General features: G+C 67.2%; 14 protein-coding genes and 1 CRISPR repeat array (1 of these 15 cut by a window edge). Of the genes, 9 read left to right on the forward strand and 5 right to left on the reverse strand.

The window, feature by feature from the left end:
- Positions 1-66 precede the first annotated feature (66 nt).
- From AAN986_RS24925 to AAN986_RS24940, 4 genes are all read left to right on the forward strand, one after another.
- Positions 67-303, forward strand: a complete 237-nt coding sequence (locus tag AAN986_RS24925) for a hypothetical protein (RefSeq protein WP_012203161.1) — start codon at positions 67-69, stop codon at positions 301-303.
- 214 nt (positions 304-517) lie between these two features.
- The gene (locus tag AAN986_RS24930; RefSeq protein ID WP_349335509.1) at positions 518-916 is read left to right on the forward strand and encodes a hypothetical protein; all 399 of its coding nucleotides are present in this window, start codon (positions 518-520) and stop codon (positions 914-916) included.
- A gap of 18 nt (positions 917-934) precedes the next feature.
- The gene (mgtA, locus tag AAN986_RS24935; protein WP_349335510.1) at positions 935-3694 is read left to right on the forward strand and encodes a magnesium-translocating P-type ATPase; all 2760 of its coding nucleotides are present in this window, start codon (positions 935-937) and stop codon (positions 3692-3694) included.
- A gap of 51 nt (positions 3695-3745) precedes the next feature.
- Complete coding sequence (locus AAN986_RS24940) at positions 3746-4462, forward strand: MgtC/SapB family protein (protein ID WP_012203158.1); 717 nt, start codon at positions 3746-3748, stop codon at positions 4460-4462.
- Positions 4463-4469: 7 nt separating this feature from the next.
- Here AAN986_RS24940 and ruvB read toward each other — a convergent pair whose 3' ends face one another.
- Complete coding sequence (ruvB, locus tag AAN986_RS24945) at positions 4470-5555, reverse strand: Holliday junction branch migration DNA helicase RuvB (RefSeq protein WP_016451874.1); 1086 nt, start codon at positions 5553-5555, stop codon at positions 4470-4472.
- Positions 5556-5562: 7 nt separating this feature from the next.
- Complete coding sequence (gene ruvA, locus AAN986_RS24950) at positions 5563-6135, reverse strand: Holliday junction branch migration protein RuvA (RefSeq protein WP_016446532.1); 573 nt, start codon at positions 6133-6135, stop codon at positions 5563-5565.
- 125 nt (positions 6136-6260) lie between these two features.
- On the opposite strand from ruvA, the gene AAN986_RS24955 reads away from it, so the two are divergent.
- Positions 6261-7232 (forward strand): PhoH family protein, encoded by a 972-nt coding sequence (locus tag AAN986_RS24955; protein WP_016446533.1) that lies wholly within the window; start codon positions 6261-6263, stop codon positions 7230-7232.
- Positions 7233-7308: 76 nt separating this feature from the next.
- Positions 7309-7767 (forward strand): rRNA maturation RNase YbeY, encoded by a 459-nt coding sequence (gene ybeY / locus AAN986_RS24960; protein ID WP_349335511.1) that lies wholly within the window; start codon positions 7309-7311, stop codon positions 7765-7767.
- Positions 7768-7781: 14 nt separating this feature from the next.
- Here the strand turns inward: ybeY and AAN986_RS24965 are convergent, their stop codons facing one another.
- Together AAN986_RS24965 and AAN986_RS24970 are read right to left on the reverse strand one after the other, a co-directional pair.
- Positions 7782-8768 (reverse strand): MDR family oxidoreductase, encoded by a 987-nt coding sequence (locus AAN986_RS24965; RefSeq protein ID WP_349335512.1) that lies wholly within the window; start codon positions 8766-8768, stop codon positions 7782-7784.
- 41 nt (positions 8769-8809) lie between these two features.
- Entirely contained in the window at positions 8810-9400 is a 591-nt protein-coding gene (locus AAN986_RS24970; protein ID WP_349335513.1) for a CoA transferase, read from the reverse strand.
- Here AAN986_RS24970 and AAN986_RS24975 point away from each other — a divergent pair.
- Together AAN986_RS24975 and AAN986_RS24980 are read left to right on the forward strand one after the other, a co-directional pair.
- Entirely contained in the window at positions 9387-9692 is a 306-nt protein-coding gene (locus AAN986_RS24975; protein WP_349335514.1) for a LysR substrate-binding domain-containing protein, read from the forward strand. The genes AAN986_RS24970 and AAN986_RS24975 overlap by 14 nt on opposite strands.
- A gap of 190 nt (positions 9693-9882) precedes the next feature.
- Complete coding sequence (locus tag AAN986_RS24980; RefSeq protein WP_013804301.1) at positions 9883-10641, forward strand: sulfite exporter TauE/SafE family protein; 759 nt, start codon at positions 9883-9885, stop codon at positions 10639-10641.
- 271 nt (positions 10642-10912) lie between these two features.
- On the opposite strand, the gene AAN986_RS24985 is transcribed toward AAN986_RS24980, so the two are convergent.
- Positions 10913-11335, reverse strand: a complete 423-nt coding sequence (locus AAN986_RS24985; protein ID WP_349335515.1) for a helix-turn-helix transcriptional regulator — start codon at positions 11333-11335, stop codon at positions 10913-10915.
- A 199-nt stretch (positions 11336-11534) separates the two neighbouring features.
- On the opposite strand from AAN986_RS24985, the gene AAN986_RS24990 reads away from it, so the two are divergent.
- Positions 11535-11921 (forward strand): hypothetical protein, encoded by a 387-nt coding sequence (locus AAN986_RS24990; RefSeq protein WP_349335516.1) that lies wholly within the window; start codon positions 11535-11537, stop codon positions 11919-11921.
- Positions 11922-11928: 7 nt separating this feature from the next.
- Positions 11929-13767: direct repeats of the CRISPR family, unit length 28 nt; unit sequence TTTCTGAGCTGCCTATGCGGCAGCGAAC (it continues 2568 nt past the right edge of the window).

The raw sequence follows: 13767 nt of genomic DNA on the forward strand, positions 1-13767 counted from the left end.
CGCGCGGCCCACGCTGCTTGACGGCCCTGCCCGCGGCAGTCTTCCTGGTTCGCCAAGGAGAAAGCCATGTCCACACCGTTCGTCCGCCCCGCAATGCAACGCCTGCAGCCTGCCACTGCCGCGCCCTGCCCCGGCGCCACCGGCACGCGCGTGGCTGCCTCCCAGGCAGCAATGCAGGCCAAGGCACAGGCACAGATGCAAGCCCAGGCCCCATCGGCCATGGAGCACGCCATGCACCTGGACCTGCAGACCCACTGGCCCACGCACCGCATCCGCAGCTTTCTGAGCCTGCAGCCGCGCTGAGCGCGCGCCGCAGCCTTGTCCGCCCCATCGTCAGAAAGGAGTTCCCCCATGGACCCCGATCCGAGTCGATCTTGCCCTGACCCCTCCAATACGGTCCGGCCGCACATGCCTGCGGCCCTTCCGCCCCTTCCCAAGGCCCCGGCCGGGAGACCCGCGCACGTCCATTGACGGATAGGTGCCGGGCTTCTTTCGGCCGCAACGAAAGAAGCCCGACATGCAACACGCCATCACCGCGCTGCGCAACCTGCCCGCAGCCACGCCGGCCGCCACAAGCGCCAGCCACACCACCCGCGCCAGCACCTTGCAGCTGGCCCTGCAAGCCGCCATTGCGGCACGCCACACCGGGCAACTGCACACCCTGCTGCAGCAACACGGCCCCGACCTCTTCGCCCATGCCCTCGTGGCGCTCACGCAGCGCCAGCAGGCCGACGTTCTGTCCCTGCTGGCGGCGCAGGAGCGCGCCGAGGTCTACCGCCATCTGCCTGCCCATGCCCGGCGCCAATGGCTGCAGTCGGCCACCGTGACCCGCCCGCCGCTGCGCCGCCGCCTGCTGTGCGCCTGCCAGCGCAACTGGCACTGGCTGCGCGCCACCCTTCGTTCGAGCCAGGCCTGAGCCGCCAGGGAGGTCACCATGAAAAGCCTCAAGCACCTGTTCCAGGCGTTTCTGCGCAGCCGCCATGCCCTGGGGCTGTTCCGGCGCAATGCCCTGCCCTCGGGCATGGCCGTGCACCACTCGCGCTCGGTATCGCCGACCCTCACGCGCGAGCTGCTGCGCGCCTCGCGCGATGACATCGCCGCCGTGCTGGCGCGCACCGGCTCCAGCGAGGACGGCCTGACCCGCGAGCAGGCCCGCGCCGCGCTCGCACGTCTCGGCCCCAACGAGGTCGAGCACGAAAGGCCGCTGCCCGGCTGGCTGCACCTGTGGTACTGCTACCGCAATCCCTTCAACCTGCTGCTGACGCTGCTGGCCGTGGTCTCCTACGCCACGGAGGACATGAAGGCCACGGTCGTCATCGCCTCCATGGTGCTGCTGTCCACGCTGCTGCGCTTTGTGCAGGAAGGCCGCTCCAACCGCGCCGCCGCGCGGCTCAAGGCCATGGTCAGCAGCACGGCCACGGTGCTGCGCCGCAATGGCGGCCCCACGGCGCCGGCAGATGCCGACTCCGCAGACGCCCCGCACAGCGGCTTCGGCCAGCAGGCTCGCCGCTACGAGGTGCCGCTGCGCGAGGTCGTGCCCGGCGACTTCGTGGTGCTGTCGGCCGGGGACATGATTCCTGCCGACTGCCGCGTGCTCAGCGCCAAGGACCTGTTCGTGAGCCAGTCCGCCATGACCGGCGAATCCCTGCCCGTGGAAAAGCGCGCCGACGCCAGTGCATCGAATGGCACCGGCGTGCTGGACGCCAGCAACCTGCTGTTCATGGGAACCAACGTGGTCTCGGGCACGGCGCTGGCCGTGGTGCTGGCCACGGGCAACCGCAGCTATTTCGGCACCATTGCCACGCGGGTGACCTCCAACGACCGCGCGCCCACGGCCTTCGAGACCGGGGTCAACAGCGTCAGCTGGCTGCTGATCCGCTTTGCGGCGGTGATGGTGCCCGTGGTGCTGTTCATCAACGGCTACACCAAGGGCGACTGGGCCGAGGCCTTCCTGTTCGCGCTGTCCGTGGCCGTGGGCCTGACGCCCGAGATGCTGCCCATGATCGTGACCTCCACCCTGGCCAAGGGCGCCGTGGTGCTGTCGCGCCGCAAGGTCGTGGTCAAGCGGCTGGACGCCATCCAGAACTTTGGCGCCATGGACGTGCTGTGCACCGACAAGACCGGCACGCTGACCCAGGACCGCATCGTGCTGGAGCGCCACACCGACGCCTTCGGCCAGCCGTGCGATGAGACGCTGCGCTTCGCCTACCTCAACAGCCACTACCAGACCGGCCTGAAGAACCTGCTCGACCATGCCGTGCTGGAACACGTGGAGCTGCACACCCAGATGCGCCTGGCCGAGGACTACCGCAAGGTCGATGAAATCCCCTTCGACTTCGAGCGCCGCCGCATGTCCGTGGTGGTGGCCGAACGCAACCACCACCACGAGCTGATCTGCAAGGGCGCGGTCGAGGAGATCCTGGGCACCTGCACCCGGCTGCGCGAAGGCGACGGCACGCGCCCGCTGGACGAGGAGCAGCTGGCCCGCGTGCGCCGCGTGACGCGCGAACTCAACCGCGAGGGCCTGCGCGTGGTCGCCGTGGCCATGAAGGAAGTGCCACCGCACAAGAGCGACTACGGCGTGGCCGACGAGTCGGAGCTGACCCTGATCGGCTACATCGCCTTCCTGGACCCACCAAAGGAAACCACGGCCGAGGCGCTGGCCGCCCTGGCCGCGCACGGCGTGGCCGTCAAGCTGCTGACCGGCGACAACGAACTGGTGGCCGCCAAGGTCTGCCGCGATGTGGGGCTGCCCGCAGACCACATCATCCTGGGCACGCAGATCGAGCACATGAACGACGAGATGCTGCGCCAGACCGTGGAACGGCACCAGCTGTTCGCCCGGCTCACGCCGCTGCACAAGGAGCGCATCGTGCATGCGCTGCGCGCCAACGGCCACATCACCGGCTTCATGGGCGACGGCATCAACGACGCCCCGGCCCTGCGCGCGGCCGACATCGGCATCAGCGTGGACAGCGCCGTGGACATCGCCAAGGAAGCGGCCGACATCATCCTGCTGGAAAAAAGCCTGATGGTGCTGGAGCAGGGCGTGATCGAGGGTCGGCGCACCTTCAGCAACATGCTGAAGTACATCCGCATGACGGCCAGCTCCAACTTCGGCAACGTGTTCTCGGTGATGGTGGCCTCGGCCTTCATCCCCTTCCTGCCCATGCTGCCGCTGCACCTGCTGGTGCAGAACCTGCTGTACGACCTCTCGCAGATCGCCATCCCCTTCGACAACGTGGACGACGAACTGGTGCGCCAGCCGCTGCGCTGGAACCCGGCCGACCTGGGCCGCTTCATGGTGTTCTTCGGGCCCATCAGCTCGCTGTTCGACATCCTGACCTTCGCGCTGATGTGGTTCGTCTTCGCCGCCAACACGCCCGAGCAGCAGACGCTGTTCCAGTCGGGCTGGTTCGTCATCGGGCTGCTCACGCAGACGCTGATCGTGCACATGATCCGCACGCCCAAGATCCCCTTCCTGCAAAGCCGCCCGTCCTGGCCGCTGCTGCTGGCCACGGCGGCCGTGATGGCGGCCGGCATCTTCCTGCCGATGGGGCCGCTGGCCGGCTACTTCAAGCTGCAGGCGCTGCCGGCGGCCTACTTCCCGTGGATGATTGCCATATTGCTGGGCTACGCTTGCCTGGCCACGCTGCTCAAGCGCGTCTACATCCGCCGCTACGGCTGGCAGTGACGCACCCTTCAACGCTCCTTCAACCCAATCACCAGGAAAGCCCGGAACCCCATGCAGGCCCTGCAGAACCTCAACCCCGGCGCCATGCTGGACACCTTCGTCAGCCTGACCACGGCCTTCGTGTTCGGCGCCCTCATCGGCCTGGAGCGCCAGGTGCGCCAGCGCACGGCGGGGCTGCGCACCAACACCCTGGTCGCCGTGGGCGCGGCCGTCTTCGTGGACCTGGCCGTGCGCCTGGGCGGGGCCGAGGGCGCCACGCGCGTGGTGGCCTACGTGGTCTCGGGCGTGGGCTTCCTGGGCGCGGGCGCCATCATGAAGGAAGGGGCCAACATCACCGGGCTGAACACGGCGGCCACGCTGTGGGGCTCGGCCGCCGTGGGCGCCTGCGCGGGCGCCAGCCTGGTGGCCGAGGCCGGCCTGGCCACGCTGTTCGTGCTGGCCAGCAACACCTTGCTGCGCCCCGTGGTCAACCGCATCAACCGCCGCCCGGTGGATGACGAATCCACGGAATCGACCTACTACGTCTATGCCATCTGCCACCGCGGCGCCCAGGGCGATGTGCGCGAGCAGATGCTGGAGCTGCTGGAGAACGCCAGCTACCCCGTGCGCGGCGTGGAAACCCATGCCTTCGGCCCGCAGGACACCGAGATCGAGGCCATGCTCTACGCCACCTCGGTGGACTCAGACGAGCTGGACCGCGTGATCGCCGCCATCGAGGCCCTGCCCGGCGTGCTGCAGGCCTTCTGGAACGCCGGCACGGAGGAGTGAGCCTGCGTCAGCTGGCGTCGTCGCCCGGCACGGGAAGGCCCAGGTGGCGGTACGCCGCCTGGGTCGCCATGCGCCCGCGCGGCGTGCGCTGCAAAAAGCCCTGCTGGATCAGGTAGGGCTCGATCACATCCTCGATGGTGCCCGCCTCCTCGCCGATGCTGGCCGCGATGTTGTCCAGGCCCACGGGGCCGCCGTCGAAGCGGTGCACCACGGCCTCCAGCAGCTTGCGGTCCATGATGTCGAAACCCTGGGGATCGACATCGAGCATGGCCAGCGCACGGTCTGCCAGTTCGCGCGTGATGCTGCCGTCGCCACGCACATCGGCATAGTCGCGCACGCGGCGCAGCAGGCGGTTGGCAATGCGCGGCGTGCCGCGCGAGCGGCGCGCGATCTCGAAGGCGCCCTCGTCGTCAATCGGCGCGTTCAACAGGCCTGCACTGCGCCGCACGATGCGCGCCAGCTCCTCGGCCGTATAGAACTCCAGCCGCGCCACGATGCCGAAGCGGTCGCGCAGCGGGTTGGTCAGCATGCCCGCGCGCGTGGTCGCGCCCACCAGCGTGAACGGCTGCAGGTCCAGCTTGATGGAGCGCGCCGCCGGCCCCTCGCCGATCATGATGTCGATCTGGTAGTCCTCCAGCGCCGGGTAGAGGATTTCCTCGACCACGGGCGACAGGCGGTGGATCTCGTCGATGAACAGCACATCGTTGGCTTCGAGGTTGGTCAGCAGCGCCGCCAGGTCCTTGGGCTTTTCCAGCACGGGGCCGCTGGTCTGGCGCAGGTTCACGCCCAGCTCGGCCGCGATGATGTGCGACAGCGTGGTCTTGCCCAGGCCCGGCGGGCCGAACAGCAGCACATGGTCCAGCGCCTCGCTGCGCTTTCGGGCCGCGCCGATGAAGATCTCCAGCTGCTCGCGCGCCTTGGCCTGGCCCACGTACTCTTGCAGCAGCTTGGGGCGCAGGGCGCGCTCCATGGCCTCTTCCCCGCGCGAGACCGGCGCTGCCGAAATCATGCGCGGCTTTTCCGGTGCCTTGTCGGGCGCGAAACCGCCCTGCGGAAAGCCGCCCTGCCCGAAATCGTCGGTATGGATGCTCATGCGCCGCTCACTTGGCCAGCGCCTTCAGCGCCAGCTTGATGCCTTCGGTCACGCCCACGTCGGGCGGCAGCTTCTTGAGCGCGGCGGCCGCATCCTTGTCGGAATAGCCCAGCGCCATCAGCGCCTGCACGATGTCGTTCTGGTCGTTGTTCACGAACAGCGACTGCGCGCCCGTATCGGCGCCGATCTTGCCCTTGAGCTCCAGCAGCAGGCGCTCGGCCGTCTTCTTGCCGATGCCCGGCACCTTGACCAGGCGGCCCACCTCCTGCAGCGTCACGGCCTGGGCCAGGTCCTCCACGCTCATGCCGCTGAGCACCGACAGCGCCATGCGCGGGCCGATGCCGGTGATCTTGATCAGCTCGCGGAACGCCTGGCGCTCGCTGTGCGTGCCAAAGCCGTACAGAAGCTGCGCATCCTCGCGCACCACGAAGTGCGTCAGCAGGCTGACCCTGGCCCCACTGGCGGGCAGGTTGTAGAAGGTGCTCATGGGCACCTGCACCTCGTAGCCCACGCCGCCGCAGTCCACCAGCACCTCGGGCGGGTTTTTTTCCAGCAGCGTTCCTGTCAATTTGCCTATCATTGGTGTCCTTTGCCGCCCCAGGGGCGGCTTTTCATGCCCGTCCGCAACCGAACGCCGGCCCATTCACAGGGTATGGCACCACGCCCTCGCGCTGGCCGCCGCCCGGAATCTCTGGAATTATCCGCGTGATCCTGCGCCACACATTCACACCCCACGACAACAACCGGTTGAGCCATCTGTGCGGCCCGGCCGACGCGCACCTGCGCACCATCGAGATCGCACTGGGCGTCAAGATCGCCCACCGCCACGAGCAATTCAAGATCGACGGCCCCAAGGCCAAGGCCAACGACGCACTGGAACTGCTGCAGGCCCTCTACGAGATGGCCGACGACCCCATCCTGGACGATTCGCTGCAGCTCATGCTGGCCGGCGACACCGAACTCATCGAGCAGCCCCTGGACGCCATCCAGCTTTCCACGCGCCGCCCCGACCTGCGCGCGCGCACGGCCAACCAGTCGGCCTACCTGGAGAACATCGCCCGCCACGACATCACCTTCGGCATCGGCCCGGCCGGCACCGGCAAGACCTACCTGGCCGTGGCCTGCGCCGTGGACGCGCTGGAGCGCAGCGCCGTGCAGCGCATCGTGCTCACGCGCCCGGCCGTGGAGGCGGGCGAGCGCCTGGGCTTTCTGCCCGGCGACCTCACGCAGAAGGTCGACCCCTACCTGCGCCCGCTGTACGACGCGCTCTACGACCTCATGGGCTACGAGAAGGTGCAAAAGGCCTTCGAGCGCAATGTGCTGGAGATCGCGCCGCTGGCCTTCATGCGCGGGCGCACGCTGAACAACGCCTTCGTCATCCTGGACGAGGCGCAGAACACCACGCCCGAGCAGATGAAGATGTTCCTCACGCGCATCGGCTTCGGTGCCCGCGCCGTGGTCACGGGCGACGTCAGCCAGATCGACCTGCCCAAGGGCGCCCTGAGCGGCCTGATCGATGCCGAGCGCGTCTTGAAGCGCGTCAAGGGCATCGCCATCAACCACTTCACCAGCGCCGACGTGGTGCGCCACCCGCTGGTGGCCCGCATCGTGGACGCCTACGACGCACGCGGCCAGGCCCCGGCACGCCGTGCCGCACCGCGCCTTGCGGCGCCTTGATCCCGACAGCCACAGCAGACGCCCGCCCACGGGCGCTCCAAAGCTCAAGCCCAAGCACACGCCCACGCACTCCCCCATGTCCCTGAACCAACTGCAACTGTCCCTGCAATTCGCGCGCTTTGCCGAGGCGCCCGCCCACCGCGCCGTGCTGTCCCGCAGCAAGGTCACGCGCTGGATACGCCACGCCCTGGCCGTCGATGCCGAAATCACCGTGCGCATCGTCGACGCCGAGGAAGGCCAGCAGCTCAACCGCGAGTACCGGCAAAAGGACTACGCCACCAACGTCCTGACCTTCGACTACCAGCAGGAGCCCACGGCCATGGCCGACCTGGTGCTGTGCGCCCCCGTGGTCGAGCGCGAGGCGCGCGAGCAGAACAAGACGCTGGAGGAGCACTACGCCCACCTGCTGGTGCACGGCACGCTGCACGCCCAAGGCTGGGACCATGAAACCAGCGAGCAGGACGCCGAGGAAATGGAAGCCTACGAGACCGACATCATGGTCGAGCTGGGCTTTGCCGACCCCTACGCCAAGTAGGCCCCGCGCGGGCCTCAGCGCGCCGTATCGATGACGACCCGGCCGCGCACCTGGCCGGCAAGCAGCCTGGGCGCCAGCGCAACCGCATCGGCCAGGCCCGCCTCTTCGGTATTGCGCTCCAGCACCTCGCGCGGCAGTTCGGCAGCCAGCCGCGCCCAGGCCTGCTCGCGCCGCGCCTGCGGCGCATAGACGCTGTCGATGCCCAGCAGCGACACGCCGCGCAGAATGAACGGTGCCACGGAAGCCGGCAGGTCCAGCCCCTGGGCCAGCCCGCAGGCCGCCACGCAGCCGCCGTAGCGCAGGCTGGCGCACACATTGGCCAGCGTATGGCTGCCCACGCTGTCCACGGCCGCCGCCCAGACCTCCTTTTGCAGCGGCTTGCCGGGCGCATCCAGGCTGCTGCGCTCCACGATCCGCGCCGCGCCCAGCGCCTTCAGGTGCTCGGCCTGTTCGGGCCGCCCGGTGCCGGCGTGCACCTCGAAACCCAGGCGCGACAGCAGGGCCACGGCAATGCTGCCCACGCCGCCATTGGCCCCCGTCACCAGCACCGGGCCGCTGGCGGGCGTGATGCCATGCGCCTGCAGCGCCATCACGCACAGCATGGCCGTATAGCCGGCCGTGCCTATGGCCATGGCATCCCGTGCGCTGAAGGCCTCGGGCCGGCGGATCAGCCAGTCGCCGTTCACCCGCGCCTGCTGGGCGAGCCCGCCCCAGTGGGTCTCGCCCACGCCCCAGCCGTTGAGCAGCACGGCATCGCCGGGCTGGAAACGCGCGTCCTCGCTGTCCAGCACCGTGCCGGCCAGGTCGATGCCCGGCACCATGGGGAACTGGCGCACCACGGGCGAGCGCCCCGTGATGGCCAGTGCATCCTTGTAGTTGAGCGTGGAATGCGAGACGGCCACGCGCACCGCGCCGGCGGGCAGGCTGGCTTCGTCCAGCTCCACACACTCGGCACGGGTTTCACGCGGTACGGGTTGGGTCAGCAGCAAGGCTTTGAACATGGGGTCTCCAGCAAGGCAGTGGCAAAGGAATCCAAAGGCAATCAGGACTGCGGCGCGCCCAGCACGCCGCTGCGGCACAGGCGGGCGATGGCCTCATCCGCCATCCCCAGCTCCCGCAGCAGCGCGAGATTGCCATCGCCCAGGACGGGGGCCGGCGCACCCGGCAGGGGCTCGGCATCCATCCACCGGAACCCCAGTCCCGGAGTGTCCACCGCAGCGCCGCCGGCACCATAGCTCACAGGTGACACGGTGCCGGCAGCGCGGGCCTCGCCCAGAAATTCACCCAGGCGCCGTACCCTGGCGGCAGGCACGCCCACGGCGTTGAGCCGGGCTTCCATGTCCCGTGCGCTGCGTGCGGCGAAGGCCTCGGCCAGACAGGCCTGCAGCCGCTGCAGCGCGGACGCATCGCGCGCGGCGACAAAGCCGCCCTCGGGCGCGTTGAAGGCATCGAGGTCGAGCAGCGTGGGGGCCTCGCACAGGACATCGAGCCCCAGCACGCTGGCGAGCCTGCGGAACTGCTGCGGCGTGTTGGCGGCCGTGGACAGCCAGCCGTCGGCGCACCGGTAGGTGTCGGCCGCAGGGCTCCCCGTATAGCCCCGGTTGCCCGCGCGCAGCTCCATGCTGCGCCGCATGATGGAAGAGGTGTTCCGCCGCGAAGGCGTGATCGCGCCCACGCCCGTCATCGAATCCACCAGCCCCTTCACCAACCTGCAACTGGTCCGGGCCGGCCTGGGGCCCAGCGCCGTACCCGACTCCACGCTGCAGGCCTCGCCCCGGTCGCTGGGGGTGCGCAGGGTGCATGTCACACCCGCCATCTCCATGGGCCCCGTAGCGCTGATCTACCGCAGCGCCGTCGCCAACCCGCGCGTCGCCCTGCTGCGCGCCACGCTGGGCCTGCCCGGCCCGGTGGTGGCGCCGCCCTAGTCGCCAGGCGGCCACCACGCCGGCGCGATCCTGTCCTTTTGCGCAAAGCAGCCCTGACCCAGCCGCCATGCCGGTGCGACAGCCCGCCCGATGGTCCGGCACTAAGATCGGCCTCGACCTATAACACCGGCCTGGCCGCGCAAGGCCACGGCGGCCTGCCGATGCCCGGCCCCAGGAGGAGACAACACCCATGTGGGACATCGCACTGCTCATGAGCGCCGCCTTCGTGGCCGGCGCGCTCAATGCCGTCGCCGGGGGCGGCAGCTTCCTCACCCTGCCCGCCCTGGTCTTCACCGGCGTGCCGCCCGTGGCCGCCAACGCCACCGGCACCGTCGCCCTGCTGCCCGGCTACATGGCCGGTGCCTGGGGCTTTCGCCAGGACATGGAGCCGCCGCCCGGCCTGGGCATGCGCGGCGTCATCGTGCTGTCGCTCATCGGCGGCTCGCTGGGCGCGGCCCTGCTGCTGGTCACGCCCGACCACCTGTTCCGCAAGGTCGTCCCCTGGCTGCTGCTGGCCGCCACCGCCATGTTCGCCTTCGCGCCCCAGCTCAGGCGCATGGCATCACGCGGCAGCGCCGAGCATGCAGCCCATGCATCACCCGTCAAAGCCGGCGCCGGCATGCTGGCCGTGGCCATCTACGGCGGCTACTTCAACGGCGGCCTGGGCATCCTGCTGCTGGCCCTGTTCGGCCTGCTGGGCCAGACCAGGCTGCATGCCATGAACGGCATGAAGAACCTGGTCTCCGCCCTGCTCACGGCCATTGCCGTCGCCATCTATGCGGCCGGCGGCGTCGTGCAGTGGGAGCAGGCCCTGGTCATGATGATCGCCGCCACCGCAGGCGGCTACGGCGGCGCCCGCCTGGCGCGCCGCATCCCGCCCGAATGGCTGCGCGCGGGCATCGTGCTGACGGGGCTGGTGATGGCGGGGGTGTTTTTCTGGAGGCAGTGAGGCGGGGCTGCAGCGTACAAGTGCATTGCAGGTAAACAGCAACTCACCCCAAGGCAAACGCATCTGCCGCACAGGTCCTCGGGCCGGGTCAAGTGGAAGATTGCCGCCAATCCAAAGAGGTCTCGGGATCAGCACCCACCCAGGAAAGCCTACGGCGGGGGACGAGGCGTCAGATGCGCTTCAGGCGAAGTGGCCCTTCCCGGCACGCGCGGCTCCTCAGGCACGAGGCCGCTGTTGAAGGGTCCAGATGCTCTGCGCCCTCGACCGCAAGCTAGGGGCTTTGCTGACGCTTCAGGAAATCCGCCAGATCAGCCGGATGTCTATCGAAGCGCTCGAGCATTTCCCGCATCAGCGCAACGCAGAGCACCTCGTAGGCCATTCCTGTACGTTGGGCAAACCGTTGCACAGCCGCATGGAGAGCATCCTCCACCTCGATCTCCACTCGCTTGACCTGCACGGGCGGATATCCGGGCTCCTTGCCTGCGGTGTCATCCTGTCCAAACGCCAACCACTCGAATCGGACCCCCAGTGCCTTGGCCAACTTGGCGACAACGGGAGGCCGTGGCGTCGTACGGCCTTGCTCGTACCGAGAGATCTGCGCAGCAGCTACGCCGCTGGACTCTGCCAAATCGGCTTGGCTCCAGCCATGACTTGAACGCGCCTTGATGAGCCGCTGAGCCAGTGCGTTGTTCATACATCTTTCTTGTCGATGGTACTGAAAAGTATTGACAAGTCATTTTTAGTATTGAAAATACTGTTCATGACTGTTTGATACCAATCTGGATGATGAGTGATTGTATGCCCCGCTCCAAGGCAGGGGGTGTGCACGCCTTCGCCATCGCTCCGCGCCTTTTCACATGCAAGCCTCCCGTGAGAGCACAAAGGAACTTGATATGCATGCCACATCTGCCCATGCTCGCGGCACCTCTCAATGCCCCGATTCACAACAAATGATGGCGCTTGCCATCCGTTGTGCAGAGCACCGCCTGGAGGTCCTGGTTGCCACCATCGACACAGATAACGCACGAGACGAAACCGACGTTGAAGTGGAACTGGTTGCCGAGTTGGCCCTGCATCACATCCGGCGAATGAAAAGCATGGAGTTCAGCTCCGGCCGCGATTTCGACAACGAGTGGTACCGCGCCCGCGCTGCTGTCGCATTAGCAGTGCAAGCATTCAGCCGACCGGACTCTGTCTACGGTAAACGCCTGTCGTTGGTCCTGAGGGGGTTTGATGAAGGTGCGAGTTTTGTGGAATTTGTGGAGCAGGGAATGACGTGAGGGAGTCAGGAGGTCTCGGATATGCGGCAGCGAACCCTGGGCCTAGGTCATGCGCTGAGTACCCGCATTTCTGAGCTGCCTATGCGGCAGCGAACCTGTGGCGTGGTGGTGGTTATGGCGTTCTCCCTTTCTGAGCTGCCTATGCGGCAGCGAACGAGCAGGAAAGGACCGAGATCCTGCAGCGCCATTTCTGAGCTGCCTATGCGGCAGCGAACGGCATGGCGGGCTCGTTGTGCACGGCGCAGTCTTTCTGAGCTGCCTATGCGGCAGCGAACTCAGCGACGGCGACACCCTCACTGCCCGCTGCTTTCTGAGCTGCCTATGCGGCAGCGAACCCGTCGATGAGGGTGATGCGCTTTTCCTTCACTTTGTGAGCTGCCTACGCGGCAGCGAACCCCAGGGCCTGCAGGCCCTCTCGCTGGCTCTTTTTCTGAGCTGCCTACGCGGCAGCGAACATGTGCTCGAAGCTGGGCTATTCCACCTTCATTTTCTTAGCTGCCTACGCGGCAGCGAACACCGAGCAGGCACTGATGCTGCAACTCTGCGATTTCTGAGCTGCCTACGCGGCAGCGAGCGTTGTAGCGAGTCCAGCCCGTGGAGTCCTCTTTTTCTGAGCTGCCTACGCGGCAGCGAACCCCATCGGCGCGGACAGCCTCACCCCTGAGCATTTCTGAGCTGCCTATGCGACAGCGAACGCGCCGGTAGTCGCCCCACCACTGCAGGATCTTTTCTGAGCTGCCTACGCGGCAGCGAACCAGGCGCCCCCTTGGCTGCTGCCTGGGCTGCTTTCTGAGCTGCCTACGCGGCAGCGAACGTCATCCATGGGTCACCTCTCTACTGTGATCCTTTCTGAGCTGCCTACGCGGCAGCGAACCCGCCGTAGCTGTTGCGGCCCCAGACATCGACTTTCTGATCTGCCTAAGCGGCAGCGAACCACGTTGCCCCGATCTGGCGCGATTTGAGAATTTTCTGAGCTGCCTACGCGGCAGCGAACGGCGCTGGAGGCTCAAACTGGCTGGGGGGCTTTTTCTGAGCTGCCTATGCGGCAGCGAACGTGTGGCGGGCACTTCTCTCACTCGTTGTTTTTTCTGAGCTGCCTATGCGGCAGCGAACTCCGCGTCCTTGGCCACTTGATTTGCGAGCTTTTTCTGAGCTGCCTATGCGGCAGCGAACCGAGCAAACCGTGGTCCGTCACGGAAGGGGCTTTTCTGAGCTGCCTATGCGGCAGCGAACTCAGCATCCTTCGCAATGTGGTTCGCAAGCTTTTTCTGAGCTGCCTATGCGGCAGCGAACTGGATCACGTCATGCACAAGGGCGAGCACCCTTTTCTGAGCTGCCTACGCGGCAGCGAACATGGCATCTCGCTCTTCGAGTGACACCTTGCCTTTCTGAGCTGCCTACGCGGCAGCGAACGGGCAGACGCTGTTGCCACACATGCGGACCTGTTTCTGAGCTGCCTACGCAGCAGCGAACCTCGGCCTGAGCGGTTCGCACAATGCCCAGCATTTCTGAGCTGCCTACGCGGCAGCGAACTGGATCAGCAATACAGAGGTCCAGTGCCTCAATTTCTGAGCTGCCTACGCGGCAGCGAACCTCAAGATCGCGCGAAAGATCAAAAACCGCAATTTCTGAGCTGCCTACGCGGCAGCGAACCCTCGCGCGCCTGTTCGGCGGATTGCTGAACTTTTCTGAGCTGCCTACGCGGCAGCGAACGGGAATCAGCTCACAAGAGGGATGACCCAGGTTTTCTGAGCTGCCTACGCGGCAGCGAACCACATGCCGCGATGGGCCAGCCGCATCCTGCTTTTCTGAGCTGCCTACGCGGCAGCGAACGCAGCCACCTTTA

It is taken from the genome of Delftia sp. DS1230 (genome assembly GCF_040112715.1).
In the GTDB taxonomy this organism is placed as follows: Bacteria; Pseudomonadota; Gammaproteobacteria; order Burkholderiales; family Burkholderiaceae_C; genus Comamonas; species Comamonas tsuruhatensis.